Origin of the sequence: Vibrio sp. 10N.286.51.E5, from assembly GCF_041469125.1 — a bacterium.
GTDB lineage: Bacteria > Pseudomonadota > Gammaproteobacteria > Enterobacterales > Vibrionaceae > Vibrio > Vibrio crassostreae_C.
The window spans coordinates 34,511-59,673 of the sequence record NZ_JBFRJZ010000019.1 but is presented as its reverse complement, the minus strand read 5'-3'; the positions used below and the strand labels follow the sequence as shown (position 1 = coordinate 59,673).

General features: G+C 46.0%; 23 protein-coding genes. 7 read left to right on the top strand and 16 right to left on the bottom strand.

Features of this window, described 5'->3' with window-relative positions; genetic code table 11:
* Positions 1–602 precede the first annotated feature (602 nt).
* Positions 603–1,037: a GNAT family N-acetyltransferase gene (locus AB4161_RS06520; RefSeq protein WP_048617757.1), complete on the bottom strand. Its 435-nt coding sequence runs from the start codon at positions 1,035–1,037 to the stop codon at positions 603–605.
* A gap of 76 nt (positions 1,038–1,113) precedes the next feature.
* On the bottom strand, positions 1,114–2,157 hold the full coding sequence (gene hemB / locus AB4161_RS06515) for a porphobilinogen synthase (RefSeq protein WP_372083047.1): 1,044 nt from the start codon (positions 2,155–2,157) through the stop codon (positions 1,114–1,116).
* Between the two features lie 208 nt (positions 2,158–2,365).
* Here hemB and AB4161_RS06510 point away from each other — a divergent pair, with 208 nt between their 5' ends.
* A complete protein-coding gene (locus AB4161_RS06510; protein WP_372083045.1) occupies positions 2,366–3,127 on the top strand; it encodes a TatD family hydrolase in 762 nt (253 codons plus the stop codon).
* Positions 3,128–3,415: 288 nt separating this feature from the next.
* On the opposite strand, the gene tatC is transcribed toward AB4161_RS06510, so the two are convergent.
* The 7 genes from tatC to rmuC form a co-directional block, all read right to left on the bottom strand.
* A complete protein-coding gene (gene tatC / locus AB4161_RS06505; RefSeq protein WP_017060156.1) occupies positions 3,416–4,171 on the bottom strand; it encodes a twin-arginine translocase subunit TatC in 756 nt (251 codons plus the stop codon).
* 148 nt (positions 4,172–4,319) lie between these two features.
* Positions 4,320–4,727, bottom strand: coding sequence for a Sec-independent protein translocase protein TatB (tatB, locus tag AB4161_RS06500; protein ID WP_017060155.1), 408 nt, complete (start codon positions 4,725–4,727; stop codon positions 4,320–4,322).
* A 3-nt stretch (positions 4,728–4,730) separates the two neighbouring features.
* A complete protein-coding gene (gene tatA, locus AB4161_RS06495; protein WP_372083044.1) occupies positions 4,731–4,985 on the bottom strand; it encodes a Sec-independent protein translocase subunit TatA in 255 nt (84 codons plus the stop codon).
* A gap of 53 nt (positions 4,986–5,038) precedes the next feature.
* Entirely contained in the window at positions 5,039–6,673 is a 1,635-nt protein-coding gene (gene ubiB / locus AB4161_RS06490; RefSeq protein ID WP_052880270.1) for a ubiquinone biosynthesis regulatory protein kinase UbiB, read from the bottom strand.
* Entirely contained in the window at positions 6,670–7,275 is a 606-nt protein-coding gene (locus AB4161_RS06485) for an SCP2 domain-containing protein (RefSeq protein ID WP_372083043.1), read from the bottom strand. The genes ubiB and AB4161_RS06485 overlap by 4 nt, the downstream gene beginning before the upstream one ends.
* Positions 7,276–7,377: 102 nt before the next feature.
* A complete protein-coding gene (gene ubiE, locus AB4161_RS06480) occupies positions 7,378–8,157 on the bottom strand; it encodes a bifunctional demethylmenaquinone methyltransferase/2-methoxy-6-polyprenyl-1,4-benzoquinol methylase UbiE (RefSeq protein WP_032554326.1) in 780 nt (259 codons plus the stop codon).
* Positions 8,158–8,222: 65 nt separating this feature from the next.
* The gene (gene rmuC / locus AB4161_RS06475) at positions 8,223–9,755 is read right to left on the bottom strand and encodes a DNA recombination protein RmuC (protein WP_017063049.1); all 1,533 of its coding nucleotides are present in this window, start codon (positions 9,753–9,755) and stop codon (positions 8,223–8,225) included.
* 138 nt (positions 9,756–9,893) lie between these two features.
* On the opposite strand from rmuC, the gene AB4161_RS06470 reads away from it, so the two are divergent.
* Positions 9,894–10,802: a DMT family transporter gene (locus AB4161_RS06470; RefSeq protein WP_017063048.1), complete on the top strand. Its 909-nt coding sequence runs from the start codon at positions 9,894–9,896 to the stop codon at positions 10,800–10,802.
* Between the two features lie 129 nt (positions 10,803–10,931).
* Here AB4161_RS06470 and AB4161_RS06465 read toward each other — a convergent pair whose 3' ends face one another.
* From AB4161_RS06465 to ftnA, 3 genes are all read right to left on the bottom strand, one after another.
* Positions 10,932–12,125 (bottom strand): NAD(P)/FAD-dependent oxidoreductase, encoded by a 1,194-nt coding sequence (locus AB4161_RS06465; protein ID WP_372083042.1) that lies wholly within the window; start codon positions 12,123–12,125, stop codon positions 10,932–10,934.
* 242 nt (positions 12,126–12,367) lie between these two features.
* A complete protein-coding gene (uspB, locus tag AB4161_RS06460; protein ID WP_004735557.1) occupies positions 12,368–12,691 on the bottom strand; it encodes a universal stress protein UspB in 324 nt (107 codons plus the stop codon).
* 68 nt (positions 12,692–12,759) lie between these two features.
* Complete coding sequence (ftnA, locus tag AB4161_RS06455) at positions 12,760–13,287, bottom strand: non-heme ferritin (protein WP_004735556.1); 528 nt, start codon at positions 13,285–13,287, stop codon at positions 12,760–12,762.
* A gap of 189 nt (positions 13,288–13,476) precedes the next feature.
* On the opposite strand from ftnA, the gene uspA reads away from it, so the two are divergent.
* Positions 13,477–13,911, top strand: a complete 435-nt coding sequence (gene uspA, locus AB4161_RS06450; RefSeq protein WP_017060149.1) for a universal stress protein UspA — start codon at positions 13,477–13,479, stop codon at positions 13,909–13,911.
* Between the two features lie 52 nt (positions 13,912–13,963).
* Complete coding sequence (locus tag AB4161_RS06445; protein WP_372083041.1) at positions 13,964–14,842, top strand: carboxylate/amino acid/amine transporter; 879 nt, start codon at positions 13,964–13,966, stop codon at positions 14,840–14,842.
* 112 nt (positions 14,843–14,954) lie between these two features.
* Here AB4161_RS06445 and AB4161_RS06440 read toward each other — a convergent pair whose 3' ends face one another.
* The 3 genes from AB4161_RS06440 to AB4161_RS06430 all read right to left on the bottom strand — a co-directional run bounded on the left by AB4161_RS06440 (position 14,955) and on the right by AB4161_RS06430 (position 19,701).
* Positions 14,955–15,545 carry a hypothetical protein gene (locus AB4161_RS06440; RefSeq protein WP_372083040.1) on the bottom strand — a complete coding sequence of 197 codons (591 nt, stop codon included), beginning with the start codon at positions 15,543–15,545 and terminating at the stop codon, positions 14,955–14,957.
* Positions 15,546–15,686: 141 nt separating this feature from the next.
* The gene (locus AB4161_RS06435) at positions 15,687–16,466 is read right to left on the bottom strand and encodes a class I SAM-dependent methyltransferase (protein ID WP_372083039.1); all 780 of its coding nucleotides are present in this window, start codon (positions 16,464–16,466) and stop codon (positions 15,687–15,689) included.
* A gap of 112 nt (positions 16,467–16,578) precedes the next feature.
* Positions 16,579–19,701, bottom strand: coding sequence for an EAL domain-containing protein (locus AB4161_RS06430; RefSeq protein ID WP_372083060.1), 3,123 nt, complete (start codon positions 19,699–19,701; stop codon positions 16,579–16,581).
* A gap of 126 nt (positions 19,702–19,827) precedes the next feature.
* On the opposite strand from AB4161_RS06430, the gene asnC reads away from it, so the two are divergent.
* Positions 19,828–20,292 carry a transcriptional regulator AsnC gene (asnC, locus tag AB4161_RS06425; RefSeq protein ID WP_008218581.1) on the top strand — a complete coding sequence of 155 codons (465 nt, stop codon included), beginning with the start codon at positions 19,828–19,830 and terminating at the stop codon, positions 20,290–20,292.
* A 91-nt stretch (positions 20,293–20,383) separates the two neighbouring features.
* On the opposite strand, the gene prlC is transcribed toward asnC, so the two are convergent.
* Positions 20,384–22,426: an oligopeptidase A gene (gene prlC, locus AB4161_RS06420; protein ID WP_136977233.1), complete on the bottom strand. Its 2,043-nt coding sequence runs from the start codon at positions 22,424–22,426 to the stop codon at positions 20,384–20,386.
* A 279-nt stretch (positions 22,427–22,705) separates the two neighbouring features.
* Between prlC and AB4161_RS06415 the strand changes: the two genes are divergently transcribed.
* Positions 22,706–23,545 carry a 23S rRNA (adenine(2030)-N(6))-methyltransferase RlmJ gene (locus tag AB4161_RS06415; protein ID WP_017060143.1) on the top strand — a complete coding sequence of 280 codons (840 nt, stop codon included), beginning with the start codon at positions 22,706–22,708 and terminating at the stop codon, positions 23,543–23,545.
* A 187-nt stretch (positions 23,546–23,732) separates the two neighbouring features.
* A complete protein-coding gene (gene gorA / locus AB4161_RS06410) occupies positions 23,733–25,106 on the top strand; it encodes a glutathione-disulfide reductase (RefSeq protein WP_372083038.1) in 1,374 nt (457 codons plus the stop codon).
* Positions 25,107–25,163 lie beyond the last annotated feature (57 nt).

Below are 25,163 nucleotides of genomic sequence, written 5' to 3'. Positions count from 1 at the left end.
TCTGTATCCGTTCACTCGGTTGTGTTCGTTATAATCGATTTGTTGTTATTTTTTGTTCTTAGACGCAAGCGTTCTGTGGATAACTCTGTTTATATTATTTATCCACCCTGTTGAGAACTACGGTGAACAGCTCAAAAAACACCAATAAACAACTGAAAATAAAGAATATTTTTACAGATCGAACAGATGATCAACGATCTTTTCTCGATCTTGCGTTGTGGAAAAGAATGTTGATGGCGTTTTATTCATAAAAATACGTGCCACTAAATATGCATCTTGTTGAAATGGTAGGTATAAAAAAAGCGACACCCGAAGATGTCGCCTAGCAAAAACCGGTAAAGCCATTCAAATTGAATACCACAGCTTTACCTAAAAGCTATAAATTACACTGGAAGCAATGTGAGCAATGTCGTGTCAAAAAGAACTTAGTACAAGTTCGCGAGAATTCTGTTGGGTAACCAAGTAGATACTTGAGTACTTAACATCCTTGTGAACATTTCCTCATTCCCTAAGACGAAGTTAATAATAATGATTCTCATTTAATAGTCAACACTTAAATGATAATAAATCTCATTTAATTTATAAACCGTTAACAGCATTGCTTAGATTTGCTTCAAAAAATGGATTCTATGGTCATTAATGTCTTCTTTTTCTTCAAATTTTTCGATTAGGTAACCGTTTCTCAATAACAGGCGCAACATTGCAGGGAACTGGTTACGAGACTTAACCTTTAACTGTCTGTAGCCCTGCTCTTTCGCCCACTGTTCCTGAGCGTCTAATTGCGCCTGTGCAACGCCTTTGTTCCTCGCGAGCGGTGACACGCCACCAAACCAGCTGTAAAAAGTATCTTGATCCAATTCATAGCCGATCTTAAAACCGAGCAGCACATCTGCTTCTTCAGCCACTAAGATAAGATTCTTTTTCCCTGCTAGCCGCTCTGAAAGAGAAGCGACACTCTCTTTTTTAGCGAACTCAGAGATTTGCTCGACCACAGACACCACTTCTTCTAAAGAACCTTCACGTACGACAACTGACATCTTATTCATCCTTATAAACGAAAGGGCTGACACAATGGCCAACCCTTTACTGATCACTTAAGTGAACCTTACACGATTACTTTTCTTTTAAGTGCTCTGCGGCTTGTGCGTTGTCTTCTGCAAGCCACTCAGCCACATCTTTAGCGAAGTAAGTAAGAATGCCATCAGCACCAGCGCGCTTAAAGCACAGCAGTGATTCCATGACGGTTTCACGCTCTTTTAGCCAACCGTTTTGAATCGCTGCTTTGTGCATCGCATACTCACCAGACACTTGGTATGCAAATGTCGGCGCTTGGAGTTCATACTTCACACGACGCACGATGTCTAGGTAAGGCATGCCAGGCTTAACCATCACCATGTCCGCACCTTCATTAAGATCCATCGCGACTTCGTGAATCGCTTCATCGCTGTTCGCAGGATCCATCTGGTAGTTCTTCTTGTTACCACCTTTCAGGTTCGAAGCACTGCCGACTGCGTCGCGGAATGGACCGTAGTAGCACGATGCGTATTTCGCGGAGTACGCCATAATTTGAGTATGAATATGACCTGCTTCTTCTAACGCTTCACGGATCTTACCAATGCGACCATCCATCATATCTGACGGTGCAACCACATCCGCACCTGCTTCAGCGTGTGATAATGCTTGCTTGATCAACACTTCAGTCGTCTCGTCATTCATCACGTAACCATCTTCATCGATGATGCCGTCTTGGCCGTGAGTGGTGAACGGGTCTAGTGCTACGTCAGTAATAACGCCAATGTTTGGCACATGCTCTTTTAGTAAACGTACAGCGCGCTGCACCAAACCTTCTGAGTTATGAGCTTCAGCTGCGCATAAACTTTTAGCGTCTTGGTTCACGACTGGAAATAGAGCAATCGCAGGAACACCCAGTTTTGAGAGGTAATCTGCTTCCTCGAGCATGTAATCGATCGACAAGCGTTCAACACCTGGCATTGACTCGACAGGCTCGCGGCGGTCTTTACCCATCAGGATAAACATTGGGTAGATTAGATCATCCACAGACAATTGATTTTCTGCCATTAGGCGACGGCTAAAGTCGTGCTTACGCATACGGCGCATACGGCGACCTGGGAATTGACCTTGAATTGAAACAGACACTAGATTCTCCTTGCCTAGTCTAAGCACCGAAATGCTTAGATATGAAAAGTGCTAAATACAGGCAAAAGCATATCACTGATGGCTCAGGACGCTAGCAGTAAAATATGAAACCCACTCAAAAATAGGGATAAATGGCAAAAAATGACCTTCTCCTCACACTGCCGTATACTCATGACAACTCAGTAAAGACCGCTTTCAGGACAAAACAATGATCGACACCCATGCTCATATTTACGCTAGTGAATTCGATGAAGACCGCGAACAAGTCGTGCAGCGCGCACTGGCTCAAGGGATTGATACCATTCTATTGCCGAACATCGATTTAGAATCTATCGAGCCAATGTTAGCGACGGAAGCGCAGTTTCCTGATGTGTGCCGTTCAATGATGGGCTTACACCCTTGTTATGTGGATGCGAATATCGAGCAAACCCTCAAAACCATTCGAGCTTGGTTTGATAAGCATGACTTTATCGCCGTGGGTGAGATTGGTATCGACTTGTACTGGGATAAAACCTTCAAGGCTGAACAAGAGATGGCGTTTGTGACTCAACTGCAGTTGGCAAAAGAGCTTGATCTACCTGTGGTGATCCACACTCGTGATTCCATTGAAGAGACACTTGCCCTACTTCGTAAAGAACAAGATGGCAGCTTACGCGGGGTATTCCACTGCTTTGGTAGCAGCTTAGAGGAAGCTCAAGCGATCAACGAGCTAGGCTTTCATTTAGGTTTAGGCGGCGTTTCGACCTTTAAGAACTCTGGGATGGACAAGGTGATTCCACATCTCGATATGGATTACGTCATTCTAGAGACAGATTGCCCATACTTGGCACCAACACCGAATCGCGGTAAACGCAATGAACCAGCCTACACAGAATTAGTAGCAAAACGCATCGCCGAATTACGCGGAATTACCCTTGAAGAAGTCGAAAACATAACCACCAAAAATGCTAAGGCATTGTTTAATTTATGACAAATCTATTAATAAGTAATTATTACGGATTTTTCCTGAATTTATTTGAGAAAGCTAAGTGACATGTATAGTATCAACCACCTGCATATAGAGGTAGTTGATTATGTGTGACCATTCACAACACTTACAACGTCAACATCGAACCCTATGGCATAAAATTTTGGGCATCAAAGAGCTCTATATATGTCAGAACTGTGGCTATCAGTTAAAGATTCGATAAACAGACATAATAAAAAAGCGGCCCTAGGCCGCTTTTTTATTATGTGATTTTTACTGAAGCATTCCGAATCAAGATTCAGCTTCTTCCTCTTCATCCGCATCTGGCTTACGCGTATAAAAGCGTGCGAAAAACAGACCAATCTCAAACAGAATACACATTGGAATCGCCAACAGTGTTTGCGAGATCATATCTGGTGGTGTCAGCATCATACCGATGATGAAAGCACCCACCACAATGTAAGGACGCTTTTCAGACAGAGATTGAGGCGTTGTTGCCCCCGTCCAACACAACAAGATAATCGCAACAGGCACTTCAAAGGCAATACCAAAAGCAAAGAACAGCGCGAGTACAAAATCAAGATAGCTTGAGATGTCGGTTGCGAACTCTACTCCCCCTAATGATATGGCCGTAAAAAAGCCAAATACCAACGGGAATACAATAAAGTAAGCGAACGCCACACCACAGTAAAACAGCAATGAACTTGAAGCCAATAGCGGCATAATCAAGCGTTTTTCATGCTTGTATAAACCCGGAGCAACAAAAGCCCACACCTGATACAAAATAAACGGAACCGCGAGGAATATAGACGCGATCAAGGTTAATTTCAGCGGTGTGAAAAATGGCGATGCAACATCGGTTGCGATCATCGTCGCCCCTTCCGGTAGACGATCTACCAAAGGTGCTGATACGAATTCATAAATATCATTAGCAAAATAAATTAGCCCGACAAATATCACTAGCACCGCGACAATCGCACGTAGTAGGCGATTACGTAGTTCTAGAAGGTGGCTAATTAAAGGCTGTGTCTGCTCAGTCGAAGACATGTCAAACCTCTTAAACAGGAAGATCGAAAAGGAGCCGCGCGTGTATCTATCCAGTTGAATTGGTATCCACTTGAATAGTTATTTACTTGAATAGATATCTATTTAAACATCTAGCGAATCAAGTATCCGGCGACTCCTCCTTGCGAGACTATTCGGCTTTCTTATCTGACGGTGCTGAAGCTTCACTGTTGACCTGAATGGTTTCAGATTCCACAGTTTCCATGACACTAGGTTTAGTCTCACTTGGCTTATCAGACTCAGGCTTAGCATACGGACGTTGAACCTCAGCAGCGGCCTGCTTGAGTTCATCGACTGACGCTTTAAGGTCTGGAGATAAATCTTCCATACCCATTTTTTCCGCCTTGCGTAGGTTTTCTTGCAGCTCTTGCACCTTAAGCTCATGAGAAAGTTCATCTTTCACACTGTTTGCCATGCTTTTCGCTTGTCCAACAAACTTGGAAATACTGCGAATCGCCACGGGCAAACGCTCAGGCCCTAAAACCACTAACCCAACGACAGATATTAATACCAGTTCCCAAAAACCGATATCAAACACGATTTACGCCTGCTCTTTGTCTTTCTTTGTTTCAGCAGTTGTTTCAGCGTGAGCTTCTGTCTTCTGCTGTTCAATATTCTTTGGTTCGAAGTCTGCATCTTTCTTATCTGCAGGCTTGTCTTCATCGTTCATCGCTTTTTTGAAGCCTTTAACCGCTGAACCTAAGTCACCACCCATACCGCGCAGTTTCTTTGTTCCGAATAGCAAAATTACAATTACAGCAATGATTAGAAGTTGCCAAATACTGATACCACCCATTGTCATTGTCCTCGGGTCTGTCTACACATAAAAATATTAAGAGAGTCTACTGTCTAACGACGGTAAGCTCGCCAACTAAGCAACCAAAATGTGACACCTGCGATGCCACAGCCCATAGATAGCTGCTCATAAGGGCTTGAAACTAATATTGCGGAGCATACGACTAAAGTGGCTCCAACGCCAAACAAAAACTTTCCAGTTGCTTGCTGACGCTTACTATCTCGGTAACCTTGATAAAGCTGATCCATTCTGTGGTTCATCGCTTTACCTTGGCGCAAGCTGTCATAAAGTAGCTCTGGCAGCTCTGGCAGTTTTTCTGCCCAGAATGGCGCACGCTCTTTTACTGCGTTGATCACAGCTTGCGGCCCCACCTGATTCATCATCCAGGTTTCAAGGAAAGGCTTCGCCGTTGCCCACAAATCAAGTTGCGGATACAGCTGACGGCCTAGGCCTTCGACATACAACAAGGTCTTTTGCAGAAGCACCAACTGAGGTTGAACCTCCATGTTGAAACGTCTTGCTGTATTAAATAAGTTTAGCAACACATGGCCAAATGAGATCTCGCCAAGTGGTTTTGCAAAGATGGGCTCACACACCATACGGATCGCGAACTCAAAATCATTGACGTTAGTGTCGTGTGGCACCCACCCCGAATCAACGTGTAGCTCAGCAACTTTACGGTAATCTCGATTGAAGAAAGCCAACAAGTTCTCTGCTAAATAGCGCTTATCTTCGCTATTGAGCGTACCAACAATGCCACAATCCAAACCAATCCACTGAGGGTTATCTGGATTCTCTGGGTTAACAAATACGTTGCCCGGGTGCATGTCTGCATGGAAAAAGCTATCTCGGAATACTTGGGTGAAGAATACCGTCACACCGCGTTCCGCGAGCAATTTCATGTTGGTGCCGTTGGCTTCTAGCGTCTCAATATCGGAGACTTGAATACCATAGATTCGCTCTGACACCATCAGGGTTTCGCTGCTTAGATCAGGGATAACCTCTGGAACATACAGCTCTTCACTGCCTTCAAAATTACGTCGCAGTTGAATGGCATTGGCCGCCTCACGGCGCAGGTCGAGTTCATCAAGTAACGTTTTCTCGTACTCGTGAACCACTTCAACCGGTTTCAAACGACGTGCTTCAGGAAGCGACTTAGCGACTATACGCGCCATTCGGTGCATCAGTTTTAGATCTGCGTCAATCACCGGGCGAATATCAGGTCGAATTACCTTCAGAACAATCTCACGACCGCTCTCTTTAAGCTTTGCGGTATGCACCTGAGCGATAGAAGCAGAAGCCAGTGGCTCGATATCAAAGTCGGTAAACCAGTTGTCTAAACTGCCACCCAACGCCTTTTCCATATCTTGCTTCGCCAGTTGACCATCAAACGGCGCAACTTGGTCTTGCAACAACGCCAACTGATCGGCGATATGAGGAGGGAACAGATCACGACGTGTCGACATCATCTGTCCAAACTTGATCCACACTGGACCAAGTTCTTGCAGCGCAAGGCGCAAGCGATGACCCAACTCTTTATCTTGATGCTTGTTCTTGAGCCAAAACAGTGACTTTCGCGCCAACAAAGGGGCTTTAGTCAGTTGGTGTTCCGGCATCAACTCATCAAGGCCGTATTCCAACTGTACCTTGATAATATGATAAAGACGTTTCAGTTCTGTTGGGGTCATGCTTTCTCCAACAGAGCGTTCAACTTAGCTTCAAGGCGTGCAGCTGAGCTTTTCACGTCGTCAACCTGATCGCAAAAATGTGCCACCTCTAATGGCGCTGGAGCGATCTTCCACTCTTCAGTCAGAACCTGAGCGAAGTGGTTTTGATGTTTGGTCGCTTGCTTAGCCACAAGGCCACCAACATTCTTAACGCCTTGGACCAAGGTATGAGCCACCACATCACCTGTCACGCGAGACAACCACTCTTCCAAGTCAGGTTTGCAGTCTGTCATCAGCTGAGAAAACTTCTGTGCCAACTGAATATCACCTTCCAAAATCAACTTATCTTGCTTGATAAGCTTAGTGATATTCGATTGCTCACGCAGTTCTGGCAATACGGATAGGTTCAAAGATAAGTAGCAATCAGGTTGCCCTTCGTACTCTGACAACACATCAATTTGTTGGCTGAAAACGAACGTAAGTGTTTTATTCAACTCTTTCAAATTGACTTGAATGATCTGCCCTTTTAAACGAGACAAACGACGAACCAGTGCTAGGTCATCGTTTACTAGCGTATTCAAAGAGGTTTCAATAACCGCGGTTACCAATGGATCAAATGGCATGACTGTCCTTACCTTTGAAAACGGATAAGCCTTAACCTATCCGTTCTATCTTTATTCTTATTTTCGATCTAACACGCTCAAAGCGCTTGCTACCAAGTTCAACTAGAACTTGTAACCTCGGTGCAGCGCAACAATGCCACCCGTTAGGTTGTAGTATTTCGTATTCTCAAAGCCGGCTTCTTGCATCATGCCTTCCAGTGTTTCTTGGTCTGGGTGCATGCGGATAGATTCTGCAAGGTAGCGGTAACTGTCTGCATCGTTAGCAATCAACTCACCCATTTTTGGCAATAGGTGGAATGAGTATGCATCGTACACTTTAGAAAGAGGCTCAAGCACTGGCTTAGAAAACTCTAGAACCAATAGACGACCGCCCGGCTTAAGCACGCGGTACATAGAACGAAGTGCTTTATCTTTATCGGTTACGTTACGCAGACAGAAGCTGATAGTAATGCAATCGAAGTAGTTGTCTGGGAAAGGCAACTCTTCAGCATTCGCTTGTACGTAATGTACGTTGCCAACAATACCGCTATCACGCAGCTTATCGCGGCCAACATTCAGCATTGAATTGTTGATATCAGCAAGAACTACGTGGCCTTTTTCACCAACGATGCGCGAGAATTTCGCCGTCAGGTCACCAGTACCACCACCAAGGTCTAGAATACGCTGACCAGGGCGAACGCCACTGCAATCAATCGTGAATCGTTTCCACAAACGGTGAACACCACCCGACATTAAGTCATTCATGATGTCGTATTTAGCGGCTACAGAGTGAAATACCTCTGCTACTTTCGCGACTTTTTCGTCTTTCGCGACTGTTTCGAAACCAAAGTGTGTGGTTTCTGACTCTACTGCTGAATTTGTCTGCACGCTTGTGTCCATAATGCTGTTATCTACCATGGTAAGTTCTCATCGACAGCACGCTCCGTGTTTAGAGGCGCTGCGGCCGATTAGTTTACTTTATCCTCAGCGGGTTGTCTTTCTACTAAGGAGGCATTTTCTGAAAAAGCCTCATTTTGCGCCATTTCGGCCAAACCAATCGAGATCGGTTTCTTCACTTCAACACCCAATTGCTTGAAGCTTTCGGCCTGACGAATCACGTTGCCTCGCCCTGTGACTAGCTTATTCATCGCCCCTTGATAACTTTGGTTTGCTCTATCAAGTGAGCTGCCAAGGCCTTCCATATCATCAACAAACAGGCGCAGCTTGTCGTAAAGCTTGCTCGCACGTTCTGCGATAACCTGTGCGTTCTGGTTCTGTCTGTCGTTACGCCACAGGTTATCAATTGTACGCAGTGCCACCAGCAAAGTGGTTGGGCTGACCAAGATGATGTTTTGCTCCATCGCATCTTTCACCAAGCTAGGATCCGCCTGAATCGCCACTTGGAATGCTGGTTCAACCGGGATAAACATCAACACGTAATCCAGACTCTGTATGCCTTTGAGCTGATGATAATCTTTCTGGCTCAAGCCTTTGATGTGCGCTCGCAGTGACACCAAGTGATCGCGCAATGCAGCATCGCGTTGCTGATCGGTTTCGGCATTGAAATAGCGTTCAAATGCCACCAGCGCCATTTTTGAATCGACCACCACTTGCTTGTCTTGTGGCAGATGCACAATCACATCCGGTTGATAACGCTTGCCCGCATCGTTTTGCAGGTTCACTTGCGTTTGGTATTCGTGGCCTTCGCGCAGTCCTGATTCAGCAAGCACGCGAGCCAGCACCACCTCGCCCCAGTTACCTTGTTGTTTGTTGTCACCCTTTAGCGCTTGAGTCAGGTTCACCGCTTCACGCGTCATACTCTCATTAAGACGCTGCAGGTTTTTAAGCTCATGCACCAAAGTATGACGCTCTTTGGCTTCTTGGCTGAAGCTGTCGTTCACTTGTTTCTTAAAGCCTTCCAACTGCTCTCTTAGTGGAGACAACAAACCTTCTAGGCTCTGCTTATTCTGCTGATCGACCTTGGCGGTTTTGGTTTCAAACAGTTGGTTCGCTAACAATTCAAACTGCTGCTTAAGTCGTGATTCAGCTTGCTCTAGCAACTGCAGCTTTTCGCTATTGGCGAGGTTTTCTTGGTCATGCCTTGCTTCTTGCTCGCGCAGCTCGGCTTCTAATTCAGACTTATGATCTTTAAGCACATTGATCTCATCAGCGTACTGCTGGCGCTCTTGCTTTACCGCCTCAAAGTAGCGCAGTTTTTCCATTGCAGCCATCACCTTACCGTGCGCCTGCTTGAGCTCGAATGCCGCTTTGTCTCGGTCATCATCTAACTCATCGAGCTCTTGTTGCGCCTCTGCGAGTGATGCTTTGAGCTGAGCTTGCTGAGATTCATGCAACAAACGATCGGACTCTAGCTGCTGCTCGAGCAATCGCTGCTGAAAAGAGAGCTTCTGTTTAATCCACCAACCCACGACACCGCCGCTGACGAGCGCGCCAGAAATTGCAGCAATAAGCGTTGCCTGATGTTCGATAATCCATTGCATGATAATGATTTAGCCTAATTTGAAATAACTCATTAAATGGTATTTTGATACTGGATAAATGTCCAGTTTGCCGTATTAAAATTCGACAGATAGACTAGGCGCTCCGTATTCTGTCCCATCAAATTAGAATGAGTTGCCATGAACGAACGTCGTGCCTTGGGCTTTGGCCTTTCCGCAGTACTGCTGTGGTCAACGGTCGCTACTGCTTTTAAGCTGACCCTTGCTGAGTTTTCACCGATTCAAATGCTGACCATTGCCAGTATTGTGTCGTCGATTGCGCTGATCGCAGTCTGCGCCTTTCAAGGCAAGCTTTCTCAGCTGAGTACAACGTTCCTTTCAAACCCTTGGTATTACCTGCTGCTCGGCTTGGTTAACCCATTGGCTTATTACCTGATTCTATTCAAAGCCTACGACCTGCTGCCCGCTTCTCAAGCTCAAGCCATCAACTACAGCTGGGCTATCACGCTAACCTTAATGGCGGCGGTTTTTCTGGGGCAAAAGATTCGTAAACAAGACTGGATTGCGTGTACCTTCAGCTATGCGGGTGTGGTGGTTATTGCCACCAAAGGAGATGTGTTAGGCATGCAGTTCGATAGCCCGCTCGGTGTGGCACTGGCGCTGCTTTCTACTCTGCTTTGGGCGGGATATTGGATTCTCAACACCAAAAACAAGGCTGACCCAGTGGTTGGCGTACTGCTTGGTTTCTTAGTGGCATTACCTTTCGCGATCGGTTTAACCCTTTTTGAGGGCGAAAGCTTTAGCCAAATTACGGCGAAGGGTTGGATGGCGGTGACTTACGTTGGTCTGTTCGAGATGGGCATTACCTTTGTATTGTGGCTATCAGCACTCAAGCTAACCAACAATACGGCGCGTATCAGCAACCTAATTTTTGCCTCGCCATTTATCTCACTGATGCTACTTTCCACTATTATCGGCGAAGAGATTCACCCAGCGACCCTGTTTGGCTTGGTACTGATCATTGCCGGCCTTGTTATCCAGCAGATCAAATGGGGAAAGAAGAAAAACAACCTCAGCCCTGAAAGTTAATGCCCAGAAAGATTAGGATTATCGCACTACGCGACTTCCCGAATTATCAACGATAACAAGCTTTGAATACAAAAATGGCGAGTCCTATGACTCGCCATTTTTATGTCATTTAAAATCTAATGGGTAAACTTAAACCCACTGACCTGCTGCAAAGCCAGAACTCCAACACCATTGGAAATTATAGCCGCCTAACCAACCGGTTACGTCCATCACTTCACCAATGAAATAGAGGCCAGACACGCTCTTACATTCCATGGTTTTTGAAGATAGGTGATTGGTGTCTACGCCGCCTAGAGTTACTTCAGCCGTTCGGTAGCCTTCGGTGCCGTTTGGCGCAATTTTCCAGTTTTCTAGATACTCTGCGATGTCATTCAGCTGTTTTTCATTGAACTGCTTGAGCGGCTTGTCTTCCAGTTCTTTACGATCAATCAGCACTTCCACAAAACGCTTTGGTAGTGCTTTTGCCAAGGTATTTTTCAGGCTCTGATTTGGGTGCTTCTCGCGAGAGTTAGCTAGCAACTCAGCCACATCCACTTCTGGTACTAGATTAATCGAAACCGACTGACCCGCTTTCCAGAACGAAGAAATTTGCAGAACTGAAGGACCCGATAGGCCGCGGTGAGTAAACAACAACGCTTCTTTGAACAAGGTTCCGTCTTGCGCGGTGATCTCAGCAGGAATTGCGATACCAGAAAGCTCTGCGAAAGCTTCTTTATCTTCTTTATGCAGAGTGAATGGCACTAAGCCTGCGGTAGTTGGCATCACAGACAAACCAAATTGCTCGGCAATCTTATAGCCAAATGGCGTTGCGCCCAGCTTAGGCATCGACAAACCACCTGTCGCGACAACTAGCGAGTCACACTCAACTTCGTCGGTATTGAGGTGCATCTTGAAGCCAGCATCTGTTTTTTCGATAGAGTGAACATCACAACGGTAGCGTTGTTCGACTTTCGCTTGCTTACACTCGTCAAGCAGCATGCTCACAATGTCTTTTGCGGTGTGGTCATTGACACAGAACAACTGGCCGTGATCGCGCTCTTCGAACTCAATACCGTACTTGCTCACCATCGAGATAAAATCCCAGTTGGTGTATTGAGATAAAGCTGACTTCACGAAATGAGGGTTGTCACACAGGAAGTTGTTGGCTGAAACATAATAGTTAGTGAAGTTGCAACGACCGCCACCTGAGATTAAAATTTTTCTGCCTGGTTTCTTTGCATGATCAACCACCAGCACTCGTCGGCCGCGTTTACCCGCTTCCGCAGCACACATTAAGCCCGCGGCGCCCGCACCAATTACGATTACATCAAACTTTTCACTCATTGGGGTTCTGCTTTCTTCACTTTTGCACCTCGAGTACGCCCTGTTCTCGAAATGCCATCAATAAAAAAGGATGTGCATAAACAGCACATCCTTACTAATTGCTCGCTATTCTAGCGGCAATTTTAAACTTTGCAATTGATGTACAATTTGCAGACAGCAGCAAAACCACTACTTGGCTTAGCGAACCAACAACCGAAGCTTTACACCAAAACCTAAACTCTACTTCACACGTACTAAATAACTTAGACGATGAAAGAAGACAGCAACGTTACACCCAGCAGAGCGGAAGAAAGTATAAACAACTGTCTTACGCGATCACACTTCGACATAAACACTTCGTCGTGATGATGGTGGTACTCTTTGCTTTTGATGTAACTAAACAAGCGAACCTGCTTGGTCATATTGCCATGAGTTGTGAAGAATCCACCTCCGTCTACTTGTTGATAAAGTAGAGGATGTGCTTCTCGCATTATATAAATGAGTGTTCTTAGCGCAGTAAAATATCGCGCCCAGTTCACGCAAGTCACAACCATTAGTGCAAATAGAATAGTGTCGCCGCTGATCATCCTTTCCTCCCTACATCTTCATAAGAAAACTCAAAAGAAAAAGATAATCAGTGTCTTTCCCGTACTACCTAAACGGCAGGAGCTTCCATAATTGAAGATGAACCATCTTTTGCCAATTGCGCTAGGTCTTTATCAATAAAGAACAGTGCTTTACCGTCTTCACCAACAAGCTCTAGCTTATCCAATACACCTTTAAACAACTTCTCTTCTTCGTGTTGCTCTGCAACGTACCATTGCAGGAAGTTAAAGGTTGAGTAATCTTGTGTGCTGAAAGCAACGTGAGCCAGTTTGTTGATCTTTTGAGTAATCATTTGCTCATGTTCATAAGTTTCACGGAACACAGCACCAAGGCTATCAAATTCATGTTTTGGCGCTTCAATCGCACCTAGAATTGGCATTGCACCTGTTTCACTTACGTAAGTGAAAAGACGCTGCATATGTTCCATTTCTTCTACTGCATGAACACGCAGAAACTCTGCTGCACCTTCAAATCCTTTGTCTTCACACCAAGCACTCATTTGTAAGTATAGATTGGATGAGAAAAATTCTAGGTTAATTTGATCATTCAGTTGCTCAACCATAGTTTTTGACAGCATTTAAGACTCCTAATTACATCCTCAATTTTCTCTACTATATCACTATTTAATGAATATCTCGCAGGCCATTAGTTAACCAATATTTCGAGCTGTCATTACGCAAGACAGTGGATATGAGATCACTTCAGCAAAAAAAGCCATCGCATAGTGCTAATCTTAAATCAGACAATGAATAAAGGAGGTAGCGATATGAGTTACAAACATATTTTGGTCGCGGTCGATTTATCAGAAGACAGCAAATTAATTGTGGATAAAGCGGTAGCATTGGCTAAGCCATTGGAAGCCAAAGTCTCTTTTATCCATATCGATATTAACTACGCAGAGCTGTATACCGGCCTGATTGATATCAACATGGCCGAAACCCAGCACAACGCGATGGAAGCGTCTCGTATTCAGCTGCAAAATTTTGCGGAGCACGCCCAATACCCGATCACCCATACCCTAGTAGGCAGTGGTGATTTGAGTCATGAGCTGTGTGACACCATCAACGAGTTCAATGTTGATCTCGTGGTTTGCGGTCACCATCAAGACTTTTGGAGCAAGCTGCTCTCTTCAACACGCCAACTGATCAACGCCTCTCCGGTTGATATGCTGGTCGTGCCTCTAAGAGATTCAGAAGACTAATGAATTAAGGTTAGGTAACATACAGCTCATATCTTATTAACGAAGTTTTACTATGAGCTATTTAGCTGGTGTTACCCTCCTATGGGCCTTCTCCTTTAGCCTGATCGGCGTTTACCTTGCGGGTCAGGTTGATTCTTGGTTCTCTGTTTTAATGCGTGTTTCCCTTGCCGGCGTCGTATTTCTCCCTTTCCTAAAGTTTCGCGGCGTATCGCGTAAGCTGATCGCTAAATTGATGGCAATTGGTGGTATCCAGCTTGGCCTGATGTACTGCTTCTACTATCAATCTTTCTTACTGCTATCCGTTCCTGAAGTCCTTTTGTTTACCGTTTTCACGCCAATTTACGTCACGCTTATTTATGACTTTCTCAAAGGGCAATTCTCTCCGTGGTACCTAGTGACAGCGGCAATTGCGGTATTGGGCGCGGTATTCATTAAGTTCGCAGGTATTAACGAAAACTTTTTAGTCGGCTTCCTCGTCGTGCAAGGCGCGAACCTGTGCTTTGCTATTGGTCAGGTGGGCTACAAGGTGGTGATGGAGAAGGAATCGACCGAGTTGCCTCAGCGAACCGTATTTGGTTACTTCTACTTAGGGGCGCTATGTGTCGCGTCAGTGGCTTTCATGCTACTAGGCAACCCAGAGAAACTGCCCACCACCACACTTCAATGGGGAATCCTGATCTACCTTGGCTTGATTGCGTCGGGGCTGGGTTACTTTATGTGGAATAAAGGCGCGTGCATGGTCAATGCTGGCGCGCTGGCAGTGATGAACAATGCCTTGGTTCCTGCTGGTCTGGTGGTGAATATCCTGATTTGGAACAGAGATGTCGATTTGGTTCGCTTGTCTATTGGTGGCGCCGTTATCTTATTCTCTTTATTCGTCAATGAGACGTGGGTGAAGAAGCGCGTAGCAAGATCCGCAAGCAACGCTTAGCTGATTTGAACGAGCTACATGAGTCAGCTCGGATAACCCCAAAAAGCAAAAGAGCGACCTAAGGTCGCTCTTTTTAAATCATCGCTGTAGCAATAAACCATTCAAATCAACTTCAGTGGATTTGATTGTGGCTCACTACCTGAGTCTTACTTTCAGTAAAGGCAACATCATCAAGTTGTAGGTTGATTCGTTCCAATTCACTTTCCAGCTTCTGACTTTTCTTAAACAGCTTTTGCTGCTTCTTAATCATCTTCGCCAGTTTCTTATTGTACTTCTCTTGTTTCTTAGCCGCTTTCTTCGCTTGTTTGAGTTCAGCTTTCTCATCACCGCTCGCCTTCGCCATCAGTTTTTTCAGCTTGGCTTTTTTCTGTGCGGCTTCTTTTTTGGCAAGCTCAGGGGCCATATCAGCGGCGGCTGGATCGAACATTTGTACGCTCGGTTCAATTGCCTCGTTGATTTCCGCAAGCGACAGTTCTGGTGCAGGTAATGTTTCCGCTAGCAGGCCGCATGCGACTTTCTCTTCAACGGGTTTGTTTTGACAACCAAGAGGTGGAATTGCGGTGGGTTTGCATAGATTCGCTTGATCCGCCGAAGAACGCGCGCAAGAACGACACACGAACTTAGGTTCAGTCACCAAGCTGTGGATCTCGCCCAAGTGTTCGGTGATATCTCGACGGTTTAACTTACAAAAGCGTTTAGCCATGCTTCAACTCCAGCTAAGAATAATAATGATTCTTAGTTAGATATACATCTGTAACGCGACTATCGCAAGTGTTAAATGGCAATTTATCGTATTTATGACGGGAAATTTTCTTAGCGTGTATCTAAGTTATTGATGCTTCAATTAAGTCATTGATGCTTTCACATAGACGTCAAAACGGTTCTTTTTGGTTTCGATCGCCATGCTCGGTTTTTGCTCGTCTAACCAAGCTGCGTAATCCGGTCTTTTAACCACAACTCGCTTCGATGCCAACTTCATCGCTGGCTCAAATAGGCCATCAGCATCCAGATCGGCACCCACCAAAGATTGGAATACGCGCATCTCTTTTTTGACCAGAGCCGATTTCTTTTTGTTCTCTGGGTGTGGGTACATAGGGTCGAGGTACACCACATCAGGTTGTTCAAAGTCAGGATCGTTGCTGAGCTTATCCAACGCATCGTGACTGGATGCGTGAATCAGCTTCATACGCTCACTTACCCAACCACCGATGTCTGGGTCTTGTTGCGCTCGCTGCAAGCCATCATCAAGCAGTGCGGCCACAACGGGGTGACGCTCGACCATTTGCACCTTACAACCTAGAGAAGCCAACACAAACGCATCGCGCCCTAAGCCTGCAGTACCATCAAGAATAGTTGGCGTTGCGCCTTTGTTTAAACCAGCTGCTTTGGCAATCGCCTGACCTTTACCACCGCCAAACTTACGTCGGTGACCAACAGCGCCTCCCACTAAATCAACAAAGATAGCGCCAAGCTTAGGCTCATCGACTTTACGTAGCTCAAGTCGCTCACTAGTCAGTACCAAAGCAAAATCACTGCTTTCATCATGAGATAAGTTCCAGCGGGTCGTTAAGTCATTCAAATGATCGATTTGGGTAGCATCTTCGCAAATCAGTTGTAGTTGCAAGGTCGTCTCCAACAGACAGTAGTATTCAAAACAAAAGAGGCAACCAGTTTACCTGATTGCCTCAACAATACATATTAGCGGTGAAAAGTATTCCCAGCTAAAGTCGGCTTACCTAAACCAATGGCTCTGTCTCTCGCTCTTGTCTTAACTCTTCAACAAGCTCTGCGAGTGGCTTAGGTCGCCCTATGATGTAGCCCTGCGCGTAGTTCACACCCAGTTCGATAAGCTTGTCGATAATCTGGGTATTTTCAACGAACTCAGCCACGGTGTGCTTGCCCATCTGCTTGGCAAGATCATTGATCGAGCGAACCATCACATGGTCCATCTCATTCACATCAATATCACGTACAAACAAGCCATCGATCTTTACAATATCGACAGGCAGCTTTTTCAGATAGCCAAATGACGATAGCCCTGAGCCAAAATCATCCAATGCAATCATGCAGCCAAGCTCTTTGATTCGAGTGAAGAACTTGATCGCCTGCTTCATGTTACTCATGGCCGCTGTTTCGGTGATCTCTAAACAAATCTTATGACACGGTATCGATGAATCGCTCAGGCTATCTATCAAAAATTCGACAAACTCACGGTTACCCATCGAGTGACCGGAAAGATTGATTGAACACATCCCCAGTTCCTCAATAACCTCAGGGCGTTGCTCCAACCAACCCAAGGTTTGACTGACGACTTGGCGGTCAATCAAATGCGCGATGTTATAACGCTCTGAGGCTGGCATGAAGATCCCCGGGGAGATGTATTCCCCTTGGATGTTCTTGATGCGGACCAAGATTTCAAAGTGCATTTTATCGCTGTCTTCATCTAGGCCAAGAATTCGCTGCGCAAACAACTCTAAGCGATCGTTAGCCAAGGCCTCATGCACTAGGTTAACGCACTCCATCTCAAGATGGCGACGACGCAGGTCTTCATCATCTTGATGGTAAAGATGATAGCGATTGCGACCTTCTTCTTTAGCGGCATGACAAGCTGCATCCGCCTGAGCGTGCACCATCTGTGGTGAAGCTGCTGTATGGTCGATCAATCGAATACCGATAGAGCACGTCAGGTTGAGTCGAATATCATCCCACAAGAATGGATTCTCACTCATCATCGAGATAATACTGCGACACACATTCACCGCATCTCGTTCAGTACAGTCTTTCATCAGCACAGCAAACTCATCGCCACCCATTCGCGCTAACACCGCATTGTAAGGCAGTACGTCTTCTAGCAGTTTGGCGCTAAACAAGATCGCAGCATCACCCGCTTCATGTCCTGCGGTATCGTTCAGCACTTTCAGCTGATCCAAATCTAGGAACAACATTGCGTGAGTTCGCATGTGGCTCTCAACCTCTTTCAGCGCCTTTTGCAGCTCTTGCTCAAAGTGGTTGCGGTTAAAGGTGTCAGTCAGTAGGTCATAGCGAGCCTGATACTCTAGCTTTTCAGAAAGCTCGTGCGTTTCGGTGATGTCTTCACCCACAATCAACAGCTGATCAGACTCCACCAACGGGCGGATATTTTCACGAATCCAGCTCTTGCTGCCGTCGGCATGGCGATATTCGATATCACGACGCCACACACCACGAATCTTATGCTGAGGTTGCAGCAAGATATGACGAGGAATCATCGCGTTCTCATCAACATAGAATTCTCTAGGGCGATGGCCCAACAACTGATCGAGAGGGTATCCCAAAAGCTCTTCGGCAAACTGGTTCACTTGTTGAATGCGATTATTGCCATCGAGCGTAATCATCATCACCGGCTGTTTGTCGTAATACAGCTTCAAGTTTGCTTCACGTTGGAACAGCTTATTCTCAGCAAGCTTACGTGAGGTCACGTCGCGCGCCTCAAAGAGAAACTGAATGTCTTCGTCTTCACTGCCCGGCATCGGCTTCAATGAAATATCCAACACCATCGCACCGCGATCTCGACACCACACCTCGGCTTCAAATCGTAAGGCTGGGCGCTCACTTTTTGCGATGAAATATTCGGCTAGCACTTCTCGCGCAGAACTTTCCCAATGTTGGTGTTGTTGCAGCGGCGTTCCCAGTTTATAGCCTTGATTATAAAGCAGCTCATGTAACTTGCTGTTACTCGACAGCAGCACGCCACCCTTATCAATGATGCCCATAAATTGCAGGCTCTGATCAAATATCGACTCCAACAGTCGTTGGCTTTGGCGACTTGCACGTTCGCTCTTCTTCAGACGGTTAAGGTAATACACCAACACCGCGATAACACACGACATGCTCAAGAACATTAAACCGATGGTGCGAATTTCATCGCGATAGCGCATTAAGAATGACTTCGGCTTATTGAGGAAGGTTACTGAGGCTTCATTCTCTGCACCCAAATCCCAACGTGAGATCTGTTGGTAATCGAGTTTGATTTCTGGCGCGCCAGCAACCACCAATGGCAATGGAGCCTTAGGATTGTTCAGCACGCTCAACAGCACGCGCCCCGTGTCTCGACCTTGCGTTTCTCCACTGTGGATCACGCCACCAATCGCACCAAACCCAAGTCCTAAATCATGCACGATATACAATGGCATCTGAGTTTTTTTATTGAGCTGACGCCAGTCTTCTTTGCTACTGACACGACCATTGATGTCGCGGTAGTAGGCCCAGAACAACAAGCTTTTGGTTAGATCAGCGCGTTGCACGAACGTCATCAGTTCTTGATAAGAATCAGGCGTATATTGCTCCACCAGCCCAGAAAAATCAGGACGATTTTGTAGGAAAAAATCCACTTGGGCGCGAATAGCTTCACCCGTTACCGAGTGATCAGTAACCACATATACTTTTTTAACCGTCGATTGCAGTCGCTTAATCAACTCGATATTGCTTGCTATATCAATATCTTCAGTGATACCGGTTGTATGCAAGCCTTCAACCATTTGCGGAGAAAAATTGTTAATGCCACCAAAAATAACGGGCGTGCCATTGAGTTCGGGCGCTAAGCGTTTCATCAGATTGAGGGCGTTATTATCACTGACGACTACAGCGGCAAACTCTTCATGCGACAGCTTAGTGCGGTATAGCTGATAAATTCGCTCTAAGTATTCAGCGTTTTGAGTTCGCTTGGTATCGAGATAAACAACCCGGTAAGATAACCCATCGCGATCGAGCTCATCAGATAGTCCTTTATGGAAATCATCTGTCCAGAAAAAGCCTTGATGATAAGAGTGAATAACCAACACATCTTTTGCCTGAGCTGAAGCAAAAACACTCCAACACATCACAATAAAAAATAACGAAAATCGCACTGAATTCACCCTAACCCTATAGTTACTGCTAATATTATCACCCTTGGCTATGATGTGTACTCAAGCCGGTATGTTTTTCATTCAACCTAAGGATTATGCATGTCCACAACCACAGCTCGTCTAGATGATCTAGACCGTGCCATTCTCAAAACCTTGATGGAAGATGCACGAACTCCTTACGCTGAAATGGCAAAGCAGTTCGATGTCAGCCCTGCGACGATTCACGTTCGCATCGAAAAGATGAGATCGGCAGACATTATCGAGCGAACGGAAGTTGTGGTAAACACCAAAAAACTGGGTTACGACGTGTGTTGCTTTATTGGCATCAACCTTAATGCTGCCAAAGATTACCACTCGGCGATCGCTAAGCTGAATGCCTTAGACGAAGTGGTTGAGGCGTACTACACCACTGGTGCTTACAATATCTTTGTAAAGCTGATGTGTAAGTCGATAGAAGAGCTGCAGTTTGTATTGATCGATAAGCTGCAAGCGATCGATGAAGTTCAGTCGACAGAGACACTGATTTCATTGCAGAACCCTATCAACCGCAATGTGAATCCATAACATTGATTCGCCTTGCTTGGCATAACGCACAGACAAAAAAAGAGCCTCTAACTAGAGGCTCTTTTCGCAATAAACTAGATAGTTACCGTGATTATGCGTTGATTCCCGCGTGGCGCAGCATTGCGTCGATTTGTGGCTCACGACCACGGAAGCGTTTGAACAGCTCCATTGGCTCTTCACTGCCACCCATTTCAAGGATGTTGTTCAGGAAGCGATTACCCGTTTCAGTGTTGAAGATACCCTCTTCTTCAAATGCTGAGAACGCATCTGCCGATAGCACTTCTGCCCACAGGTAGCTGTAGTAGCCCGCGCTGTAACCACCAGCAAAGATATGACCAAAGCTGTGTGAGAAACGGTTCCAATCTAGGCTTGGCAGTACCGACACCTTAGACTTAACATCCGCTAGCGTTTCTAGTACGCGAGCACCCACTTCAGGGTCGTATTCTGTGTGTAGCGTGAAATCGAACAAACCAAGCTCTAGCTGACGCAGGATAAACATCGCAGATTGGAAGTTCTTCGCCGCTAGCATCTTCTCTAGCATCTCTTTTGGTAGCGCTTCACCCGTTTCGAAGTGACCAGAGATGAACGACAGCGCTTCTTCTTCCCAACACCAGTTTTCTAGGAACTGACTTGGTAATTCAACCGCATCCCAAGGCACGCCATTGATACCCGCAACTGCGCCCGCTTCTACTTGCGTCAGCATGTGGTGGATACCGTGGCCAAACTCGTGGAACAGAGTCACGACTTCATCATGAGTAAACAGTGCTGGCTTATCACCAACTGGCTTGTTGAAGTTACACGTTAGGTAAGCGACGGGCGTTTGTAGCTCGCCAGATTCGGTAATGCGACGACCACGACAGTCATCCATCCAAGCGCCACCACGTTTGTGTTCACGTGCGTATAGATCTAGGTAGAAGCTACCACGCAGTGTTCCAGTCGCATCAAAGATATCAAAGAAACGCACTGACTCATGCCATGTGTCGACACCTTCACGCTCTGTTACCGACATACCAAACACACGGTTAAGCACCTCAAACAGGCCTGAAACCACATTCGATTCAGGGAAGTATGGGCGAAGCTCTTCATCAGAGATCTCGAACAGGTTCTGTTTTTGTTTCTCACTGTAGTAAGCGATGTCCCACAGGTTTAGCTCAGAGACACCAAATTCTTTCTCAGCAAACTGGCGTAGCTCTTCAACTTCTCGCTCACCTTGCGGTTTGGCTTTTACTGCTAGGTCGTTTAGGAAGCCAAGCACTTGGTCTGGCGTTTCTGCCATCTTAGTCGACAGTGATTTTTCGCTGTAAGTACTGAAACCAAGCATGCGCGCGATCTCGTGGCGCAGCTTAAGTTGCTCGGTGATGATCTCAGTGTTGTCCCACTTACCTGCGTTTGGACCGCGATCTGAAGCGCGCGTTACGTACGCTTCATAAAGCTCTTTACGCAGTTCTTGGTTATCACAGTAGGTCATCACAGGTAGGTATGATGGGATATCTAAAGTCAGTAGATAGCCTTCTTGCTCTTTAGACTCAGCCGCCGCTTGAGCTGCCGCCAGTGCTGATTCAGGCATACCTGCCAGCTCAGCTACGTCTGTGATCTGCTTGCTCCAACCCATGGTTGCATCAAGCACGTTATTTGAGAATTGAGAGCCTAACTCAGACTGGCGCTTGCTGATCTCGCCGTAACGATGCTGTTCATCTGCAGGTAAGCCAATGCCCGACAATTCAAAGTCGCGCAGTGCGTCGGTAATAGTTTTTTGTTGAGCTCGGTTCAGTGCAGAGAATGCTTCACTCGCCTTGATCGCTTTATACGCTTCGAACAAGCCTTTGTGTTGGCCAACCCAAGTGCCGTATTCAGATAGCACAGGTAAGCAGCTCTCATACGCTTCACGCAGTTCGTCACTGTTCACGACAGAGTTCATATGGCTTACAGGTGACCAAATGCGACCTAAACGATCATCCACTTCTTCAATTGGAGCAACTAGGTTGTCCCAGCTTGGTGAAGTATTACCTTCAAGTACTTGTTCTATCTTGTTGCGACACGCTTCAATCACTTGCTCAACTGCAGGCTTTACGTGCTCTGGCTTGATCTGTGAAAACGGAGGTAAGTCCGTGAAGGTTAATAGCGGATTAGACATATAAACATTCCTTTGGCTTTAGAGACTTTCGTCTTTTTTGTAATGAGGTCGTCTTACAGTCATCAGGCTAAAGTTCGCCCTAAAAAATCACCTGCGAATAGTTATTAAATAGTGCCCATAAAGGCAAATTTCAATAGTAGAACCAATAACTAACTGCATATTGCTAGCGACTGTTCCTGAATTGTTCGAGAATTTATGGTCCATTGAGGGTTATAATAGTCTGATTAACCCCACCTACACTAACCACACTCTAATTCGAGAGTGTTACGAGAGTTTAATTTGTTAAGTTATCGCCACAGCTTCCACGCGGGCAACCATGCCGACGTAGTAAAGCATATCGTACAGAGCCTTATTCTTAATTCTTTGAAACAGAAGGATAAGCCTTTTGTTTATCATGACACTCACTCTGGTGTAGGTCGTTACGACTTAACGCATGAATGGTCTGAAAAAACCGGTGAATACAAGCAAGGTATTGCTCGTGTGTGGGAGCAAACAGACCTTCCTGAAGACATTCAAAGCTACCTTGAGTCTATTTCCATTCTCAATAATGGCGAGAAACTGCGTTACTACCCGGGTTCTCCACGTGTTGCACGTGCACACCTGCGTGACCAAGACCGCATGGTACTGACTGAGCTTCACCCAGCCGATCACCCGCTGCTTGAGCAAGAGTTCCACCGTGATCGTCAGGTATCTATCTACAAAGAAGATGGTTTTAAGCGCTTAAAGGGCAGCCTGCCACCAAAAGAACGTCGTGGTTTAGTACTGATCGACCCGCCTTACGAGCTGGCAAAAGAGTACCGTGATGTCGTGACTGCAATCGCTCAAAGCCACAAGCGCTGGGCAACCGGTATCTACGCAATTTGGTACCCGGTAGTAAATCGCTGTGATATCGAAGATATGATCGAAGGTCTCGAAGGCTTAGGCATCAACAAGATTCTACAAATCGAACTTGGCGTATCACCAGACACCAACGAGCGTGGCATGACGGCATCAGGCATGATCGTGATTAACCCGCCTTGGAAGCTAGAAAGCCAAATGAAAGAGATTCTTCCATTCTTGAAGGAAGCAATTGCGCCAGCGACCGGTCACTTCAAAGTAGAGTGGATCGTACCCGAGTAATCTCGAGTCCACATCATAGACTGAAGAATCTTCAACAGACTGTGATGTGGACGAATAAATTTTAAACAGGGAGATTGAGTTCAACCGATCTGCCCTCAATATAATAATTAGACAATTTAAGAATCTATAGGACGTAGGTATCCAGTGCTCTCACTGTGACTACAACCTTCAATAAATGGAGAAAGTAATGGCGACTCATTTTGATTACATCTGTATCGGTGGCGGTTCAGGCGGCATCGCATCGGCTAACCGCGCAGCTATGCACGGTGCAAAAGTTGCACTTATCGAAGCTCAAGACCTTGGTGGCACTTGTGTAAACGTTGGTTGTGTTCCTAAAAAGGTAATGTGGCACGGCGCTCAAGTCGCTGAAGCAATCAACCTATACTCTGAGGACTACGGCTTCGACGTTGAAGTAAAAAGCTTTAACTGGAGCAAGCTGATTGAAAACCGCCAAGCGTACATTGGTCGTATCCACCAATCTTACGACCGCGTACTAGGTAACAACAAAGTAAACGTAATCAAAGGCTTTGCGCGCTTTGTTTCAGGGGAAGGTGTTGACGTAAAGACTGTTGAAGTGAACGGTGAACACTACACAGCAGATCACATCCTGATCGCGGTAGGTGGTCGTCCAACAATTCCAAGCATCCCAGGTGCAGAATACGGCATCGACTCAAATGGCTTCTTCGACCTAATGGAGCAACCAAAACGCGTTGCGGTTATCGGTGCTGGCTACATCGCAGTTGAGATCGCAGGTGTACTAAGCGCACTAGGCACAGAAACACACTTGTTCTGTCGTAAAGAATCTCCACTACGTAGCTTCGATCCAATGATCATCGAAACGCTAGTAGAAGTAATGGAAGCAGAAGGTCCAACACTTCACACGCACTCAGTGCCTAAAGAAGTTGTGAAAGAAGCGGATGGCACACTGACTCTACACCTAGAGAACGGCAACACTCAAAACGTTGACCACCTAATCTGGGCTATCGGTCGCCATCCAGCAACTGACGCTATCAACCTAGCATCAACTGGCGTTGAGACGAACGATCGTGGCTACATCAAGGTAGACGAGTTCCAAGCGACTAACGTTCCTGGCATCTACTGTGTTGGCGACATCATGGAAGGCGGTATCGAGCTAACTCCTGTAGCGGTTAAAGCAGGTCGTCAGCTTTCTGAGCGTCTATTCAACGGTCAAACTAACGCGAAAATGGACTACAAGCTAGTGCCTACTGTCGTATTCAGCCACCCACCTATCGGCACGATTGGTCTAACGACTCAAGAAGCTGAAGAGAAGTACGGCAAAGACAACATCAAGGTTTACACATCTGGCTTCACGGCTATGTACACAGCAGTAACCAAGCACCGTCAACCTTGTAAGATGAAGCTAGTATGTGCTGGCGAAGAAGAGACTGTCGTTGGCCTACACGGCATCGGTTTCACGGTTGATGAGATGATTCAAGGCTTCGGCGTTGCAATGAAGATGGGCGCAACCAAAGCAGACTTCGACTCTGTTGTGGCAATTCACCCAACGGGCAGCGAAGAGTTTGTTACCATGACAGGTTAGTGTAGGAAAAGTATCTTCCACACATAAATAAATCTGGAAAACAACCCATCACTGACT